The 14,827-nt window shown below is 62.5% G+C and carries 11 protein-coding genes; 9 read left to right on the forward strand and 2 right to left on the reverse strand.

Annotated elements, in window-relative coordinates:
* Positions 1–6: 6 nt before the first annotated feature.
* The gene (locus tag L0F51_RS02310) at positions 7–1,233 is read right to left on the reverse strand and encodes an efflux RND transporter periplasmic adaptor subunit (protein ID WP_255701263.1); all 1,227 of its coding nucleotides are present in this window, start codon (positions 1,231–1,233) and stop codon (positions 7–9) included.
* A 448-nt stretch (positions 1,234–1,681) separates the two neighbouring features.
* Here L0F51_RS02310 and L0F51_RS02315 point away from each other — a divergent pair, with 448 nt between their 5' ends.
* Genes L0F51_RS02315 through L0F51_RS02325 form a run of 3 tightly spaced genes read left to right on the forward strand, consistent with a single transcriptional unit; the run spans position 1,682 to position 4,712 of the window.
* Complete coding sequence (locus L0F51_RS02315; RefSeq protein WP_234627772.1) at positions 1,682–2,272, forward strand: TetR/AcrR family transcriptional regulator; 591 nt, start codon at positions 1,682–1,684, stop codon at positions 2,270–2,272.
* Positions 2,273–2,294: 22 nt separating this feature from the next.
* Positions 2,295–3,503 carry an acyl-CoA dehydrogenase gene (locus L0F51_RS02320; protein WP_234627773.1) on the forward strand — a complete coding sequence of 403 codons (1,209 nt, stop codon included), beginning with the start codon at positions 2,295–2,297 and terminating at the stop codon, positions 3,501–3,503.
* Positions 3,504–3,524: 21 nt separating this feature from the next.
* Positions 3,525–4,712, forward strand: coding sequence for a CaiB/BaiF CoA-transferase family protein (locus tag L0F51_RS02325; protein WP_234627774.1), 1,188 nt, complete (start codon positions 3,525–3,527; stop codon positions 4,710–4,712).
* Positions 4,713–4,727: 15 nt separating this feature from the next.
* On the opposite strand, the gene L0F51_RS02330 is transcribed toward L0F51_RS02325, so the two are convergent.
* Complete coding sequence (locus L0F51_RS02330; RefSeq protein WP_234627775.1) at positions 4,728–6,998, reverse strand: bifunctional diguanylate cyclase/phosphodiesterase; 2,271 nt, start codon at positions 6,996–6,998, stop codon at positions 4,728–4,730.
* 185 nt (positions 6,999–7,183) lie between these two features.
* Between L0F51_RS02330 and ispH the strand changes: the two genes are divergently transcribed.
* The 6 genes from ispH (at position 7,184) to L0F51_RS02360 (ending at position 14,822) form a co-directional block, all read left to right on the forward strand.
* Positions 7,184–8,143 carry a 4-hydroxy-3-methylbut-2-enyl diphosphate reductase gene (gene ispH / locus L0F51_RS02335; RefSeq protein ID WP_234627776.1) on the forward strand — a complete coding sequence of 320 codons (960 nt, stop codon included), beginning with the start codon at positions 7,184–7,186 and terminating at the stop codon, positions 8,141–8,143.
* Between the two features lie 219 nt (positions 8,144–8,362).
* Positions 8,363–9,388 (forward strand): magnesium chelatase ATPase subunit I, encoded by a 1,026-nt coding sequence (bchI, locus tag L0F51_RS02340; RefSeq protein ID WP_234627777.1) that lies wholly within the window; start codon positions 8,363–8,365, stop codon positions 9,386–9,388.
* A 13-nt stretch (positions 9,389–9,401) separates the two neighbouring features.
* Positions 9,402–11,207: a magnesium chelatase subunit D gene (locus tag L0F51_RS02345; RefSeq protein WP_234627778.1), complete on the forward strand. Its 1,806-nt coding sequence runs from the start codon at positions 9,402–9,404 to the stop codon at positions 11,205–11,207.
* A gap of 63 nt (positions 11,208–11,270) precedes the next feature.
* A complete protein-coding gene (gene bchO, locus L0F51_RS02350) occupies positions 11,271–12,164 on the forward strand; it encodes an alpha/beta fold hydrolase BchO (protein WP_234627779.1) in 894 nt (297 codons plus the stop codon).
* Between the two features lie 125 nt (positions 12,165–12,289).
* Positions 12,290–13,783 (forward strand): phytoene desaturase, encoded by a 1,494-nt coding sequence (locus tag L0F51_RS02355; RefSeq protein ID WP_234627780.1) that lies wholly within the window; start codon positions 12,290–12,292, stop codon positions 13,781–13,783.
* A complete protein-coding gene (locus tag L0F51_RS02360; RefSeq protein ID WP_234627781.1) occupies positions 13,749–14,822 on the forward strand; it encodes a phytoene/squalene synthase family protein in 1,074 nt (357 codons plus the stop codon). The genes L0F51_RS02355 and L0F51_RS02360 overlap by 35 nt, the downstream gene beginning before the upstream one ends.
* The last annotated feature ends 5 nt before the right edge of the window (positions 14,823–14,827 follow it).

Raw genomic sequence — 14,827 nt, forward strand, 5'->3', positions numbered from 1 at the left:
TGTGGGTCAGCCCTTCTGAGCGCGGTCGTTCGAGAGGGCGGCCTTTTCGGGGGGCGTCTCCGAAAGAGCCTGAACTTCGCCGGTCTCCTCGTCGAGGGTGACTTCGGTGGCGCGCACGCTGTCACCGTCTTTGACGGATTGCGCGCCTTCCACGATGAGCCGGTCGCCATCCGAGACACCGCCGTCCACGAGCCAATTGCTGCCGATGCTGCGCTGCACGCTCAACACGCGCTGGTCCACCTTTCCGTCGGTATCGACGAAAAACGCCACCGCATCGCCATCCGGGTTGTGGGTGACGGCGCGCTGCGGGACGAGAAAGCTCCCCTCCGCGACGCCTTCTTGGAGGATGCCGCGCACATACATACCCGGCAGAAGCAGTCGATCGGGATTGGGAAAGACGGCGCGCACCGTGAACGTCCCCGTCGTCTCGTCGATCACCGATTCCATGAACTCGAGCGCCCCATCCTGAGCGTAGGTGCTGCCGTCGTCGAGCTTCAGCCTGACCGCGACGTTCTCGCCCGAAGTCTGGATGCGCCCTTCGTTGACAGCGCGCCTCAATCTCAGGAGGTTCGTGCTCGATTGCGTGACATCGATGTTGATCGGGTCGAGAGTGCGGATCGTCGTCAGAGCCGTTTCTTGATCTGCGGTGACGAGCGCACCGACGGTGACGGCCGAGGCGCTGATACGACCCGAGATCGGTGCCTTCACCTTGGTATGATCGAGGTTGATGCGGGCCGATTCGAGATCGGCCTTGGCTGACGCGACATCGGCCTGCGCTTGCAGGAGGTCCGATCGAGCATCGTCGACATCCTGCTTCGACACGGCGTTCTGCGCCACGAGCCCTTCATAGCGTTCCACCTTGGCCTTGGCGCTTGGGACCTTCGCTTCGGCTTTCTGGAGAGCTGCAGCCGCCACGTCGTAGGCTGCCTGGTAAGAGGCGCTGTCGATCTCATAGAGAACGTCGCCTTCTTTGACCTCGCTGCCTTCTTCGAAGGCGCGCGCGCGGATGATGCCGCCAACCTGGGGTCGCACCTCCGCCACGAGGGAGGCTGCCACGCGACCAGGAAGTTCGGCCGTGATGGTGGTCGATCCCGGATGGAGAGCAATGACGCTCACCTGCGGAGAATTGCTCTGCGCCGGCGCTGTCTTTTGTTCCTCAGACGGATTGCAGGCGCTGAGAAGCAACGTCGCGGCAAAGGTCCCCACAATGACGTTCGAACAGAGTGGGCGCAATCTGTCGTAGAGTTTGCCTATGCGGCTGGTCCGGGGGGAGGTAGGGAGGATGGAAATGGCCGTCGGGCGCCGAGTTTCGGGGGCGTCCGTCGCCGCAAAGCGAAGAAAGATTTCCTTGCGATGACCACCTGACGATGGGCTGCAGAAAATCATTCGCGCATTTCGCCGTTTACGTGAGGCGTTATTTCCGCGATAACCATATTTGGGAAAAGGACTGTCTTGAGCCATGTTGAGACCGGGGGGCGCTACAGCATAAGGATTGGGAGGGAGCAGCTGTGCCCGTTAATATAAAACGCGATCGTACCTATAAATGTCCCTGGCGCTCTGTCAAGCCGCTCAGGTGACCGATATGCATTCCGTAGCCTCTTCAAAAGACGAAGAAACCTTAAATCTCGGCAAGGCTGAGGGGGGCTCTGAGGCTCCTCGGGGACGTGGCCGTCCCAAAGTCATGTCGGATGAAGCCCAAAGCGCGATCATCCTTCAGAAGGCACGCGAGCTGTTCCAGGAGAGCGGCTATGCGCGCACGACGATGGATGAGGTGGCGGCGCGGTGCCGGATTTCGAAGCGCACGCTTTACCGGCTTTTCCCCAGCAAGACGGAGCTTTTTGCCGCCATCATCGACGCCCATCGTGAGACCATGCTGGCACTCCCGGGCGATTACGAGAAGATGTCGCTGCAGGACGCTCTGGAAGCCATTTTCCGCATCGACATTTCAGAAGAAGCCGATCGTGAGCGCATCGCTCTTTTGCGTTTCGTGATGGTGGAATCGCGGCATTATCCGGAATTGCACGATTTGGCGCGCCAGCGCGGCGGCGAGAGATCGCGAGCTCTCTTGGGCGAATGGTTTGACAAGCAGCGTCAACTCGGGCGTATCGATGTCGACGATGCAATGAGTGCTGGGAAGATTTTGATGGACATGATCTTCGGTGCCATTGTTTTCAAAACGCCGGGAGACCTCGAATTGGGCGGTGGCGATGATCGTAAGAGCTATCTGCGCCGCTGTATTCGGATATTTTTGAACGGAGTGCGTCCCCGGTAGGGGCGACGGTGGCGAGCAGGTCATGGATCAACACGTTAAGAAGACCGATTCACACTCCGCCTTTGATTGGGCGGATCCTTTTTTCCTCGAAGATCAGCTGAGCGAAGAAGAACGGCTGATCCGGGATACGGCGCACGATTATGCGCAGGAGAAGCTCGCTCCGCGGATTCTCGAAGCCTACGCCAAGGAAAGAACCGAACCGGAAATCTTTGCGGAAATGGGCGAACTCGGCCTTCTCGGGATCACCATCCCCGAAGAATATGGCTGCGCGCATGCCTCCTATGTCGCCTACGGCCTTGTGGCGCGTGAAGTCGAGCGCGTCGATTCGGGCTACCGCTCCATGATGAGCGTCCAATCCTCGCTCGTCATGCATCCGATCTACGCCTATGGCGACGAAGCGCAGCGGCAGAAATATCTGCCGAAGCTCGCAAGCGGCGAATGGATCGGCTGCTTTGGTCTGACCGAACCCGATGCCGGCTCCGATCCCGCCGGAATGAAGACGCGGGCGGAAAAGGTGAGCGACGGCTATCGTCTCACCGGCTCCAAGACGTGGATCTCGAATGCTCCGCTCGCCGACGTCTTCGTGGTGTGGGCGAAATCGGCCGAGCATGACGGTGCAATCCGCGGTTTCATTCTCGAGAAGGGCATGCCGGGCCTTTCCGCGCCGAAAATCGGCGGCAAGCTGTCTCTGCGTGCATCGATCACCGGCGAGATCGTCATGGATGGCGTCGTGGTGCCGGAAGAGAATATCTTGCCCAATGTTTCGGGGCTGAAAGGCCCGTTCGGTTGCCTCAATCGCGCGCGCTATGGAATCGCCTGGGGCGTCATGGGGGCCGCCGAGGATTGCTGGTTGCGCGCAAGGAGTTACGCGCTCGAGCGGAATCAGTTTGGCAGGCCGCTCGCCGCCACTCAGCTGGTTCAGAAGAAACTGGCCGACATGCAGACGGAGATCGCTTTGGGTCTCCAGGTGGCTTTGCGCGTCGGTCGTCTCTTCGACGATGGCAAGATGGCGCCTGAGATGATCTCGCTCATCAAGCGCAACAATTGCGGCAAGGCGCTCGATATCGCCCGTGTCGCTCGCGACATGCATGGCGGCAACGGGATCCAGGAAGAATACCACGTCATGCGCCATGCGCAGAACCTCGAGACCGTCAACACCTATGAGGGCACGCACGACATCCACGCGCTGATCCTCGGCCGTGCCCAGACGGGTATTCAGGCCTTCTTTTGATCTGAGGCTCGGGGTCGGAAAATGAATAAGCCGCTTGAGGGCGTCAAAGTCATCGAGCTCGCCCGCATTCTGGCCGGGCCTTTTGCTGGTCAGGTTCTCGCCGATCTCGGTGCGGATGTGATCAAGATCGAGGAGCCGAACCAGGGCGACGATACCCGGCGCTGGGGACCGCCTTTCGTCGTCAATCCGGAGGGTGGATCGGAGGGGGCCGCTTATTTTCACGCCTGCAATCGGGGCAAACGGTCGATCGGGGTCGATATCGCCACGCCCAGAGGGCAGGAGATCGTGCGACGGCTTTGCGCCGAGGCGGACGTGCTCGTCGAAAACTTCAAACTCGGCGGCTTGAAGAAATATGGTCTCGACGCGGCGACGCTGCGCCGTGATTTCCCCCACCTCATCGTCTGCTCCATCACCGGCTTCGGCCAGACCGGTCCTTATGCGTCCCGCGCCGGCTATGACGTGATGATCCAGGGCATGTCGGGGATCATGTCTCTGACGGGCGAACCGGAGGGCGAGCCGATGAAGATGGGGGTCGCTTTCGCCGACATCTTCACCGGCCTTTATTCCGTCATTGCGATCCAGGCGGCGCTGCGCGCGCGCGAAGCGAGCGGCGAGGGGACGCACATCGATATGGCGCTGTTCGATTCCATGACGGGCGTCCTGGCGAACCAGGCGATGAACTACCTCGTGACCGGCAAGAACCCGCAACGTGCCGGAAACGCGCATCCCAATATCGTTCCCTACCAGGTGTTCGCCGTCAGCGACGGCCATCTCATCATCGCGGTCGGAAACGATCGGCAGTTTCGTGGGCTTTGTCGAATTCTCGGCAACGAAGAATGGGCGGATGATCCGCGTTTCGCCGACAATGCTGCTCGTGTCGCAAACCGCCCCGAGCTTCTTGGGCTTCTTTGTCCGAAACTCGCATCCTGGCGGCGGACGGATCTCCTTCAGCGTCTCGAGGCGGCGGCAATCCCTGGAGGACCGATCAACACGTTGTCGGAGGTTTTCGCCGACCCGCAACTGCGCGAGCGCGGCATGGTGATAGAAGCTGAGATGGCCGGTGGCGCTTTCACCCTTCCTGGGCTCCGCACCCCGATCCTCTTCGACGGAGCGCCGCTTGTCGCCCGATCGGGCTCTCCGCGGCTCGATGAGCACGGTGAGGAGATTCTGCGCGAAATCAATATGGAAGAAACGGCCTCCGAAGCCTGACACCGGCAGGATGTCTCAGGCGCATGTCGGCTGTTGCGTCTCCTCAAAGTGGGCGAGAGCCTGCGGATTTGCGGGAATCGTCAGCGCGTCGCCGCCTGAGCGGGAGTGAAACGCGGCGAGAAACGTGGGCACGTCCTCGGCTGGCATCGGGCGAGCGAAGTAGTAGCCTTGGGCTTCGTCGCACTTCATTTCCCGCAAGATCGCCAGCTGATCGGCATCCTCCACGCCTTCTGCAACCACTTTCATTCCAAGACGCGCGCCGAGTGTGACGATGGCGTGGACGATGGCCCCGTCGCTGGTGCCACGCAGAAACGACTTGTCGATCTTCAGCCGGTCGATCGGAAACTGATTGAGATGGGTGAGGGAGGCGTAGCCCGTCCCAAAATCGTCGAGCGCGATCTTGATGCCCGCAATATGGAGGGCGCGCAGAGCATCCCCGACCATTTCGGCACTCCATCCCATATAGGTGTTTTCCGTCACCTCGAGGACGAGGCGGGAGGGGGGAACCCCTGCGGCCGCGAGCTTGTCCAGAATCACCTCGGTGAGATTGCCGGTGCGAAACTGTGCCGATGAGAGATTGATGGCCACGCGGCCGAATTCGACGCCTTCGTCGAGCCAGCGCCGCATCTGCTCGATGGCGCTGTCGAAAGCGAGCTCGCCGAGTTGATGTCCGCATTCCGTATCCTCGAATGCGGCGATGAAGGCTGCGGGCGTGAGCAGACCTTTGCTGGGGTGCTCCCACCGCATCAGAGCCTCGAGGCCGGTCACCTGACAGGGCTCCGCAAGACTGACAGTCGGCTGATAGAAGAGCTTGAAATGGTTCTCCGCGAGGCTGCTGCGCACATCCTGCATGAGCTCGGCCTTGCGCTCCACGGCAAGGCGCATCCAGGGCTGGAAGCCGATCAGGCGATTGCGACCCGTGAGCTTCGCCCGAAAAAGCGCGATGTCGGCGTTCTTCAAGAGATCCGTCGGATTTTCATGATGCTGCGGACACATCGCCGCTCCGGCGCTGGCCGTAATGGAGAAGTTGCGTCCGTCATGCTCGACGGGATGGCGAAGTGATTCCATCACCCGCTCGACGGCTCTGTGGATGTCGGCGGCCGTGTTGATGCCAGGCATGATGATGGCGAATTCGTCGCCGCCGAGGCGGGCGACCGTGTTGTTTTGCCCAAACACGCGCTGGAGACGTTCTGCAATCAGGCACAGAAGCAGGTCGCCAGCGTCGTGGCCGAGCGTGTCGTTGACCGTCTTGAAGTGATCGAGATCGAGCATGATGAGCCCGACGCTCGTCCGGGATTGCCGCGCATGCTCGATGGCGCCCGACAAGCGCTCATGAAACATGGCCCGGTTGGGAAGCCCCGTCAGGCCATCGCGGAAAGCCAGTCGCTCGATCTCTGCATTGTGCTGGTGTTGCTCCGTCACGTCCTGCACGCTGCCGATCACATGCGCGACCCTGCCGTCGCTCCATTCGGCTTCGGCAAGGCACCGAATCCAGCGTCGATGGCCTTTTGCGGTGGTGATTTCGACTTCACGATCGAAGCGTTTGCCTGCCTGAACCAGGGCCGTCACGGCCTGCTGCGCCTCTGTGTCGCTCGCGCTCGAGAGTGTCTGCTTGAAGAACTCGCGCGTTGGGTTGACCCGGCGATCGAGCTCGAAGATGCGGTACATCTCCTCCGACCAGGTCAGGCTGTCGTTGCGCACGTCGAGTTTCCAGCTGCCGACTTTGGTCAGGCGGGTGGCCTGTGCCAGGAGCCTCTTTTGGCGGCGCAGATCGATGATCGTTCGCCTGCGCGACAATTCGTTCATGGCGAGCGCGGCAAGCATCGCAAGTCGCACTCTTTCGCCCGCTGAAAAGCGACGCGGCCGGGTGTCGATGAGACAGAGCGTACCCACGGCGACGCCGGGGCGTACGATGAGAGGCGCTCCCGCATAAAAACGCAGATGACGCTGCTGTACCCATTCGTTGCTGTGAAACCGTGGATCCTGCAGGGCGTCTTCTACGATGAGGACCTCATCGGACAAGACTGTCCAGCTGGAGATCGCGTCGCTGCGTGGAATCGGGCGATCACCAGCCCCACAGCTTGCGAGGACGACTTCCTCGTTCGCGTCCATGAGCGTGACGAATGCAAGCGGAACCTCAAACAGGCTGTGTGCAAGACCGCAGATTTCGTCGAGGGCCTTTTCCGAACCGCCATCGGCAAAACGATAATGTAGAACTTCCTGGAGCCGTTCCTGCTCATTGGCCGGGCAGGGGCACATCGCCTCCTGTATCTGTGCGGCCGTCATGACGTTGTCCTCTTGGTTCCCCCGAGCCAAACCTGCCGGCAAGCAGTAAAAGCTTTGTCCACCTTTTGAGATAAAGGGGAGTTAATCGCTGGGCGCAGACGCTGTCCGGGCGATGGCAATCCGTCACAGTGTCAAACCGACGTGACACATTACGCCGTCCTCGTAGATTGCCTATAAAGAGGCTTATGGCGACAGGACGGTCTTTGAGGGTGATCCTAGCCCAGCCACGCGGTTTCTGCGCGGGCGTCGAACGTGCGATCACGATCGTGGAGCGCGCGCTCTCGCTTTATGGCCCGCCCGTCTATGTGCGCCACCAGATCGTTCACAATCAGCACGTTGTCGACACGCTCAAAGAGCGCGGCGCCGTCTTCGTGGAGGAGACGGACGAGATTCCGGACGGCTCCATCACGGTCTTCAGCGCCCATGGTGTGTCCCGCGCGGTTGCCGATCGTGCCGCGGCCAAGAAGCTGGACGTCGTCGATGCGACCTGTCCGCTCGTGCAGCGGGTGCAGAGGGAAGGTCGCCGCTACGCCGAGCAAGGCTACGACGTGGTGCTCATCGGTCACGCCGGTCACGCCGAGGTGGAAGGCACACGCGGCCAGATTGACGGTCGTCTCCATATCCTGTCGACGCCCGATGCGGTGACGGAGATCGATGTCGCGGACCCCGAGCGCGTCGCTTACATCACTCAGACGACCTTGAGCCTGCTCGACACGCGCAACGTCATCGCCGCTTTGAAGGCACGCTTTCCTTCGATCGTCGGGCCGGAGACGCGCAACATCTGTTATGCGACGCAGAACCGCCAGACCGCAGTGCTGGAGCTTGCCGCAAGCGTCGAAAAGCTGGTCGTGGTGGGCTCCGCCAACAGCTCCAATTCAAGCCGGTTGCGTGAACTCGGAGAGGCGTCGGGTATCCCGAGCTATCTGATCGAGGCCCCGCAAGAGCTTGATCCGGCATGGCTTCGCAATGTCGATCGCCTCGGCGTCACGGCCGGTGCTTCGGCGCCGGAAGCGAGCGTACAAGCGGTGCTGAACTGGCTGCGAACTTTCCGCACACTTCATGTAGAAACCCTGGACGGAATCGAAGAAAAAGTTCACTTCAAACTGCCTCAGAGACTTCTTCGAGAGGCTCTGGCCGATGCCTGAGCCTTGCTGGCGGAAAGCTTGATTTTGCATTCCTGGCTTGTGAGGATGGTGTTTCATCTGGCGTCTCTCTTTCGAAAAAGTCTCAATCCTTTCATGAACCTGGGCGAGCGCTGTGGCGTCAGCCCGTCGTTGTCCGGCCCGGCGTAAGCCTGTCGGATGTTGAGCTGCGAAGCTGACATTTCGGGCGCGTATCGGCCCAAGCCGCAAGGTTGAACACACATGGCAATGCCGTTTCCCTTCTCCGCCATCGTCGGCCAGGACGAAATGAAGACAGCGCTGCTTCTGGCGGCAATCGACCCTTCCATCGGCGGTGTCCTCGTCTTCGGTGATCGTGGCACCGGCAAGTCGACGGCGGTGCGCGCGCTGGCGGCTTTGCTGCCGAAGATGCGGGTGGTCGTGGGCTGCCCCTATGGGTGCGATCCCGCCAATCCAGGCGCTTTTTGCGACAGCTGTAAGGAAAAAGCGGCGGAAGGCGACCTGAAGACGCGCCAGGTCCCGGTACCGGTGATCGATCTGCCGCTCGGAGCGACCGAAGACCGTGTGGTCGGGGCGCTCGATCTCGAACTCGCGCTCACAAAGGGTGAAAAGGCGTTCGAGCCCGGTCTTCTGGCCCGCGCCCATCGCGGCTTTCTGTATATCGACGAAGTGAACCTTCTCGAGGACCACCTCGTCGATCTTCTGCTCGATGTGGCGGCTTCTGGCGAGAACGTCGTCGAGCGCGAAGGTTTGAGCGTTCGCCATCCTGCCCGCTTCGTGCTCGTGGGCAGCGGCAATCCGGAAGAAGGCGAGCTGCGCCCGCAGCTTCTCGACCGTTTCGGTCTGTCCGTCGAAGTGAAGACGCCGACGGATCTGCCGACCCGTATCGAGGTGATCCGCCGTCGCGACACGTATGAACATGACCCCGCTGCGTTCGTCGAGCACTGGAAGCGCCGAGACGGCAAGCTGCGTTCACGTCTGACTGCCGCGCACAAGCGCCTTGGCGATGTCTCGGTTCCCGACAAGGCTTTAGAGCGCGCGGCCGAATTGTGCATGGCGCTCGGCACCGACGGTCTGCGGGGCGAGCTGACGCTGATGCGGGCCGCGCGCGCTCTTGCAGCTTTCGATGGCGATGCGGAGGTCGGCGACAAGCATTTGCGTCAGGTGGCGCCACCGGCACTCCGGCACCGCCTGCGGCGTAACCCCCTCGACGATTCCGGTTCCTCGGTGCGCGTCGACCGCGCCCTTGAGGAGATTTTCGGCGCTTAAAGGTGCGAAGGTGATGAGCGAGCGCTCGGCAGAAGATCCGATTTGGGGCGACGCGCTTCTTGCGGCGGCACTGTTCGCCGTTGCCCCTGCGCAGCTCGGCGGTGCTGCGATACGCTCTCTCGCAGGGCCGGGCCGCGATGCCTGGCTTGAAACCTTGCGCGCGCTTCTGCCCGATGAGGCCCCCATGCGCCGGGTGCCGCTGCATGCCAGCGAGAGCCGTATTCTGGGCGGACTGGATTTGACGGCGACCTTGCGCGCCGGGCGTCCTGTGGCCGAACGCGGCATCCTCGCCGCAGCCGATGGCGGCGTCGTTGTTCTCGCCATGGCGGAACGTATGGAGCCCAACAAGGCGGCCCATCTCGTTGCGGCCCTCGATGCCGGTGAAGTCGTTCTCGAACGTGACGGCCTTGCCTTGCGGACGCCGAGCCGTTTCGGCGTCGTCGCCCTCGACGAGGGCTTGTCGCAAGAGGAGCGGCCGCCCGCCGCGCTCATGGACCGTCTTGCTTTCCATATCGATCTTTCCGGCGCCACCCTGCGGGACCTGGAGCCTTCGGTCGTGACGGCAGAGGAAGTGACCGCCGCCGCTGCGCGTTACAGCGCCGTCTCGCTTTCAGACGACGCGCTGCAGGCGCTTTGCACGACGGCGATGGCACTTGGCATCGGTTCTCTGCGCGCACCGCTGCTGGCCGCACGGGCCGCAAAGGCGCACGCAGCCTTGTGCGGGGAGGATTCCGTCAGCGAGGTGGATCTGCAGACGGCCGCTCGTCTCGTTCTGGCGCCACGCGCCACGATGATCCCGCAAATCGAAGATCCGGAGGACGAATCCACCGAGGAACAACCGCCCGAGCCTCAGGAACCTCCGGAAGAAGCCGAGCAGAAGGACGAATCGGAGGCCAAGGACAAGCCGCTCGACGACGTGATCCTGGAAGCCGCACAGGCTGCCATTCCGCCGGGCCTCCTGGCCATGTTGAAGATGGGGCTCGACCGGCACAGCCGCGGCACCTCTGCAGGCGGTAAGGCGGGCGCGCAAAAACAATCGAAGACGCGCGGCCGGCCTATCGGCACACGGCAGGGCGATTTGCGTGACGGGATGCGTCTCAACGTCGTGGAGACGTTGCGCGCGGCCGCGCCCTGGCAGCCGATCCGCAGGACGGCGCGCGGAGAGGTGCTCGAACCGGGCAAACGTCCGGCGCGCGTCGAGGTGCGGCGCGACGATTTCCGCATCTCGCGTCACAAGGAGCGGTCGGAGACGGCCACGATCTTCGTCGTCGATGCGTCGGGCTCGGCGGCCTTGCACCGCCTCGCCGAGGCCAAGGGCGCCGTCGAGCTCCTCCTGGCCGATTGCTATGTGCGTCGCGACCAGGTGGCGCTGATCGCCTTTCGCGGACGCGATGCCGAGCTTCTTCTGCCGCCGACGCGGTCTTTGACACGCGCCAAGCGCAGCCTCGCGGGGCTGCCGGGTGGAGGCGGCACGCCGCTCGCGACGGCGATCGATGCGGCCGCGGCACTCGCTGATAGCGTCAAGCGCAAGGGCCAGACGCCGAGCATCGTCTTCTTGACCGATGGACGCGCCAATATCGCGCGTGATGGCGAGCCGGGTCGCGCGCAAGCCGAGGAGGATGCGCTGGCCTCTGCCAAGGCCTTTCGTCTGGCTGGATTTCGCGCCGTCCTCGTGGATACGTCGCCACGACCGCAAGCGAAGGCGGAGAAGCTTGCCGGGGAAATGGCTGCGATCTATCTGCCTTTGCCCTATGCGGATGCCGAGGGCCTCTCGCAGGCGGTGCGCGCCGTATCCTCGAATGTGCCGGCGGCGGCATAGTCTGCAGGACGCGCGGCCAGGAAAAAGTGCGGGTGGTGGAGTGAGCCGAGGGCGATTCGTCGGATGACCAGGAAGCTCGACTGGGAAAAGGAAGGCCGCAATTGGCCGAACCGTGCCGCGAGCCGCTTTGTCGAGGCGGCAGGGCTGCGCTGGCATGTGCAGCAGATGGGGGAGGGACCGTCGCTCGTGCTCCTTCACGGTACCGGTGCGACGACCCATTCCTGGGGATCGATCCTTCCGCTTCTGGCTGAACGATTTTCCGTGACGGCCATGGATCTGCCGGGACACGGATTTACCTCAACGCCGGCGGCTCATCGGCTGTCGATGCCGGGAATGGCCGATGCGGTCGCTGGCCTCCTCGATGTTCTTTCCGTCCGTCCGACCATCGTCGCCGGGCATTCAGCGGGAGCGGCCATCCTGATGCGTATGGATCTCGATGGGCATTTGGATTCCGATCTCCTGATCAGCCTCAATGGTGCCATTCTCCCTCTCTCGGGGATGGCGGGGCAGTTCTTCTCTCCCGTAGCGAAGATCCTGGCGCGCACGTCTTTGTCTGCGCGCTTTTTTGCCTGGAGTGCCGATCGGGACGAAAACGCCGTCAAACGGTTGATCGACGGGACGGGCTCGAAACTGAGCCAGCAGGACATCGACTGGTACGAAATGCTCGCCCGCAACACCGGTCACGTCTGGGCGGCGATCAATATGATGGCGAATTGGGAACTCGGGCCGCTGGAGCGGGATCTGCCGAAGCTCAAGACGCGGCTCGTTCTCGTCACCGGTGGGGAGGATGGCTCCATCGATCCCTCCACCGCGTTTCGTGTCAAAGACATCCTGCCCTCTGCCCGGGTCGAGTATCTCCGTGGTCTCGGTCATCTCGCGCATGAGGAAGCGCCGCGGCAGGTGGCCGATCTCATCTTCCGTCTGGTCCTGGAAGAAACGCGGGTTTTCACCGCCTGAGGCGACGCGATAGGCCGGAATTGTCGCGGCCCTAGCGCCTTGCGGCGCGTTGCACGAGACGGCCTGTCAGGTGTACATGTCAGTTTATGTTGACACGTGCTTCAGCTTCAATTCCGGTCGCTGAGATGGCGGAGCGTCGCCCGCATGCGATCGTCATCGGCAGCGGCTTCGGTGGTCTTGCTGCAGCCATCCGTCTCGGTGCTCGAGGATACCGCGTAACGGTTCTTGAGAAGCTCGATCAGCCGGGCGGTCGCGCCTATGTCTTTCGCCAGGACGGCTTCACCTTTGACGCCGGGCCGACGATCGTCACGGCGCCGTTTCTCTTCGAGGAACTCTGGCGCCTGGCGGGCCGCGAGTTTGCCGACGATATCACGCTGAAGTCATTGAGCCCGTTCTATCGGCTGATTTTTGCCGACGGCACGACGTTCGAAGAGTTTTCCGATCCCGATGTCATGCGCAAGGAAGTGGCGCGCATCTCTCCGGGGGACGTGGAAGGCTACGACCGTTTCATGGCCGAGAGCGAGGCGATCTTCCGCGTCGGGTTCGAACAACTTGCGCATGTGCCCTTCGGCTCCTTGCTCGATATGGCAAAGGTGCTGCCGGACTTCGTGCGGCTGCAGAGTTTCCGCAGCGTTTATTCCTGCGTCTCGCGCTATGTCAAAGATGAGCGCCTGCGCATCGCGCTCTCCTTCCATCCGCTCTTCATCGGCGCCAATCCCTTCCGGACCACGTCGATCTACGCCATGATCACCTTCCTGCAGCGGCATTGGGGGGTGCATTTCGCCATGGGCGGAACGGGCGCGCTGATCGAAGGGATGGCAGGCCTGGTTCAGCATCAGGGCAACGACATCCGCCTCAATGCCGAGGTCGACGAGATCTTGGTCGAGAATGGGCGCGCCTGTGGTGTGCGTCTCGCCTCGGGAGAGACGATCGCCGCCGATGTCGTCGTCTCCAATGCGGATTCGGCCTTCACGTATCGCAAGCTCTTGCGCAGCGTGAAGCGGCGCCGCTGGACCAACGAAAAGATCGATCGTGCGCGCTATTCGATGAGCCTCTTCGTCTGGTATTTCGGCACCGATCGCACCTATCCAGACGTCGCGCATCATACGATCCTCCTCGGCCCGCGCTACCGGGAATTGCTGAGCGACATCTTTGACAAGAAGCGTCTTGCGCCAGATTTCAGTCTCTACCTGCACCGGCCGACGGCGACGGATCCTTCGCTGGCGCCGGCTGGATGCGACACGTTTTACGTGCTCTCTCCGGTCCCGCATCTCGGCGGCAACACGGACTGGCGTACGGAAGCGGAGGCTTATCGCCAGACGATCGAAGAGCATCTGAGCAAGACCGTCCTGCCGGACCTCAAATCGCATGTCGTCAGTTCGCGCATGACGACGCCTTTGGACTTCCGCAATCGGCTCCTGTCGCTCAATGGCGCTGCCTTCGGGCTGGAACCCGTTTTCACGCAAAGCGCCTGGTTCCGTCCTCACAACAAGAGCGAAGAGGTGGACCGGCTTTATCTCGTGGGTGCAGGTACGCATCCGGGAGCCGGACTGCCGGGTGTTCTCTCTTCCGCCCGAATTCTCGATGAGGTCGTCCCTGATGCTGCCGCACTGGCCTGAGCAACGCCTGGCCACACCCGCCGATCACGCCGCCTGTCGCGAGCTCATTCGCACGGGCTCGCGCACGTTCTTTGCGGCATCGCTTCTTCTGCCTCCGGCGGTGCGCGCACCCGCTTATGCGCTGTATGGCTTCTGCCGCCTTTCCGACGATGCCGTGGATCTGTCGAACGGCAAGGCGGAGGCGCTCGACCGTCTGCGCGCCAGGCTCGATGCGGCCTATGCGGGCCGCCCCGCGGCCGTTCCGGCGGACCGTGCCTTTGCCGAGATGGTCCTTTGCTATGGCCTGCCGCGCGCCCTGCCGGAAGCGTTGCTCGACGGTTTCGCTTGGGACGTCGAGGGGCGCCGTTACGAGACGATCGGCGAACTCAACGCTTATGCGGCACGTGTCGCCGGCACGGTCGGCGCCATGATGACGGTGCTGATGGGCGAGTGCGATTATCCGGTCCTGGCGCGCGCCTGCGATCTCGGCGTGGCAATGCAGCTCACAAATATCGCCCGCGATGTCGGCGAGGATGCGCGCGCAGGCCGCATCTATCTGCCGCTCGAGTGGATGCACGAGGCCGGCATCGATCCCGATCTCTGGCTGGAAAATCCAGGCTTCTCTCCCGAGCTCGGCAGCGTCATTCAACGGCTCCTCGACTATGCCGACGTGCTTTACCTGCGTGCTGCGAGCGGTATCGCACGGTTGCCGTGGCGATGCCGGCCCGCCATCAGGGCTGCGTGTTATCTTTATGCCGAGATCGGACGTGAGCTCGAGCGCAGGGGTCTCGATTCGGTGTCGAGCCGCACCGTCGTTCCTGCCTCCCGAAAGGCCTTTCTGCTCGCGTGCTGTGCGGCCGGCCGATCGGCACAGGAGCATCTGGTGTTCGCGCCGCTTCCGGAGACACGCTTCCTGGTGGAAGCAGCCGCTGCCTCGTCAGCCTATCCATTCCGGGAGATGCCGGTACGGCGGCGTGGCTTTGGCGAGCAGGCAGAATGGGTGATCGACCTCTTCGCTCAGCTCAACGAAAGGGAAGCGGCAGGCCGGATTCACCTCTAGGGCAG

Origin of the sequence: Afifella sp. H1R, from assembly GCF_021462425.1 — a bacterium.
Taxonomy (GTDB): Bacteria; Pseudomonadota; Alphaproteobacteria; order Rhizobiales; family Afifellaceae; genus Afifella; species Afifella aestuarii.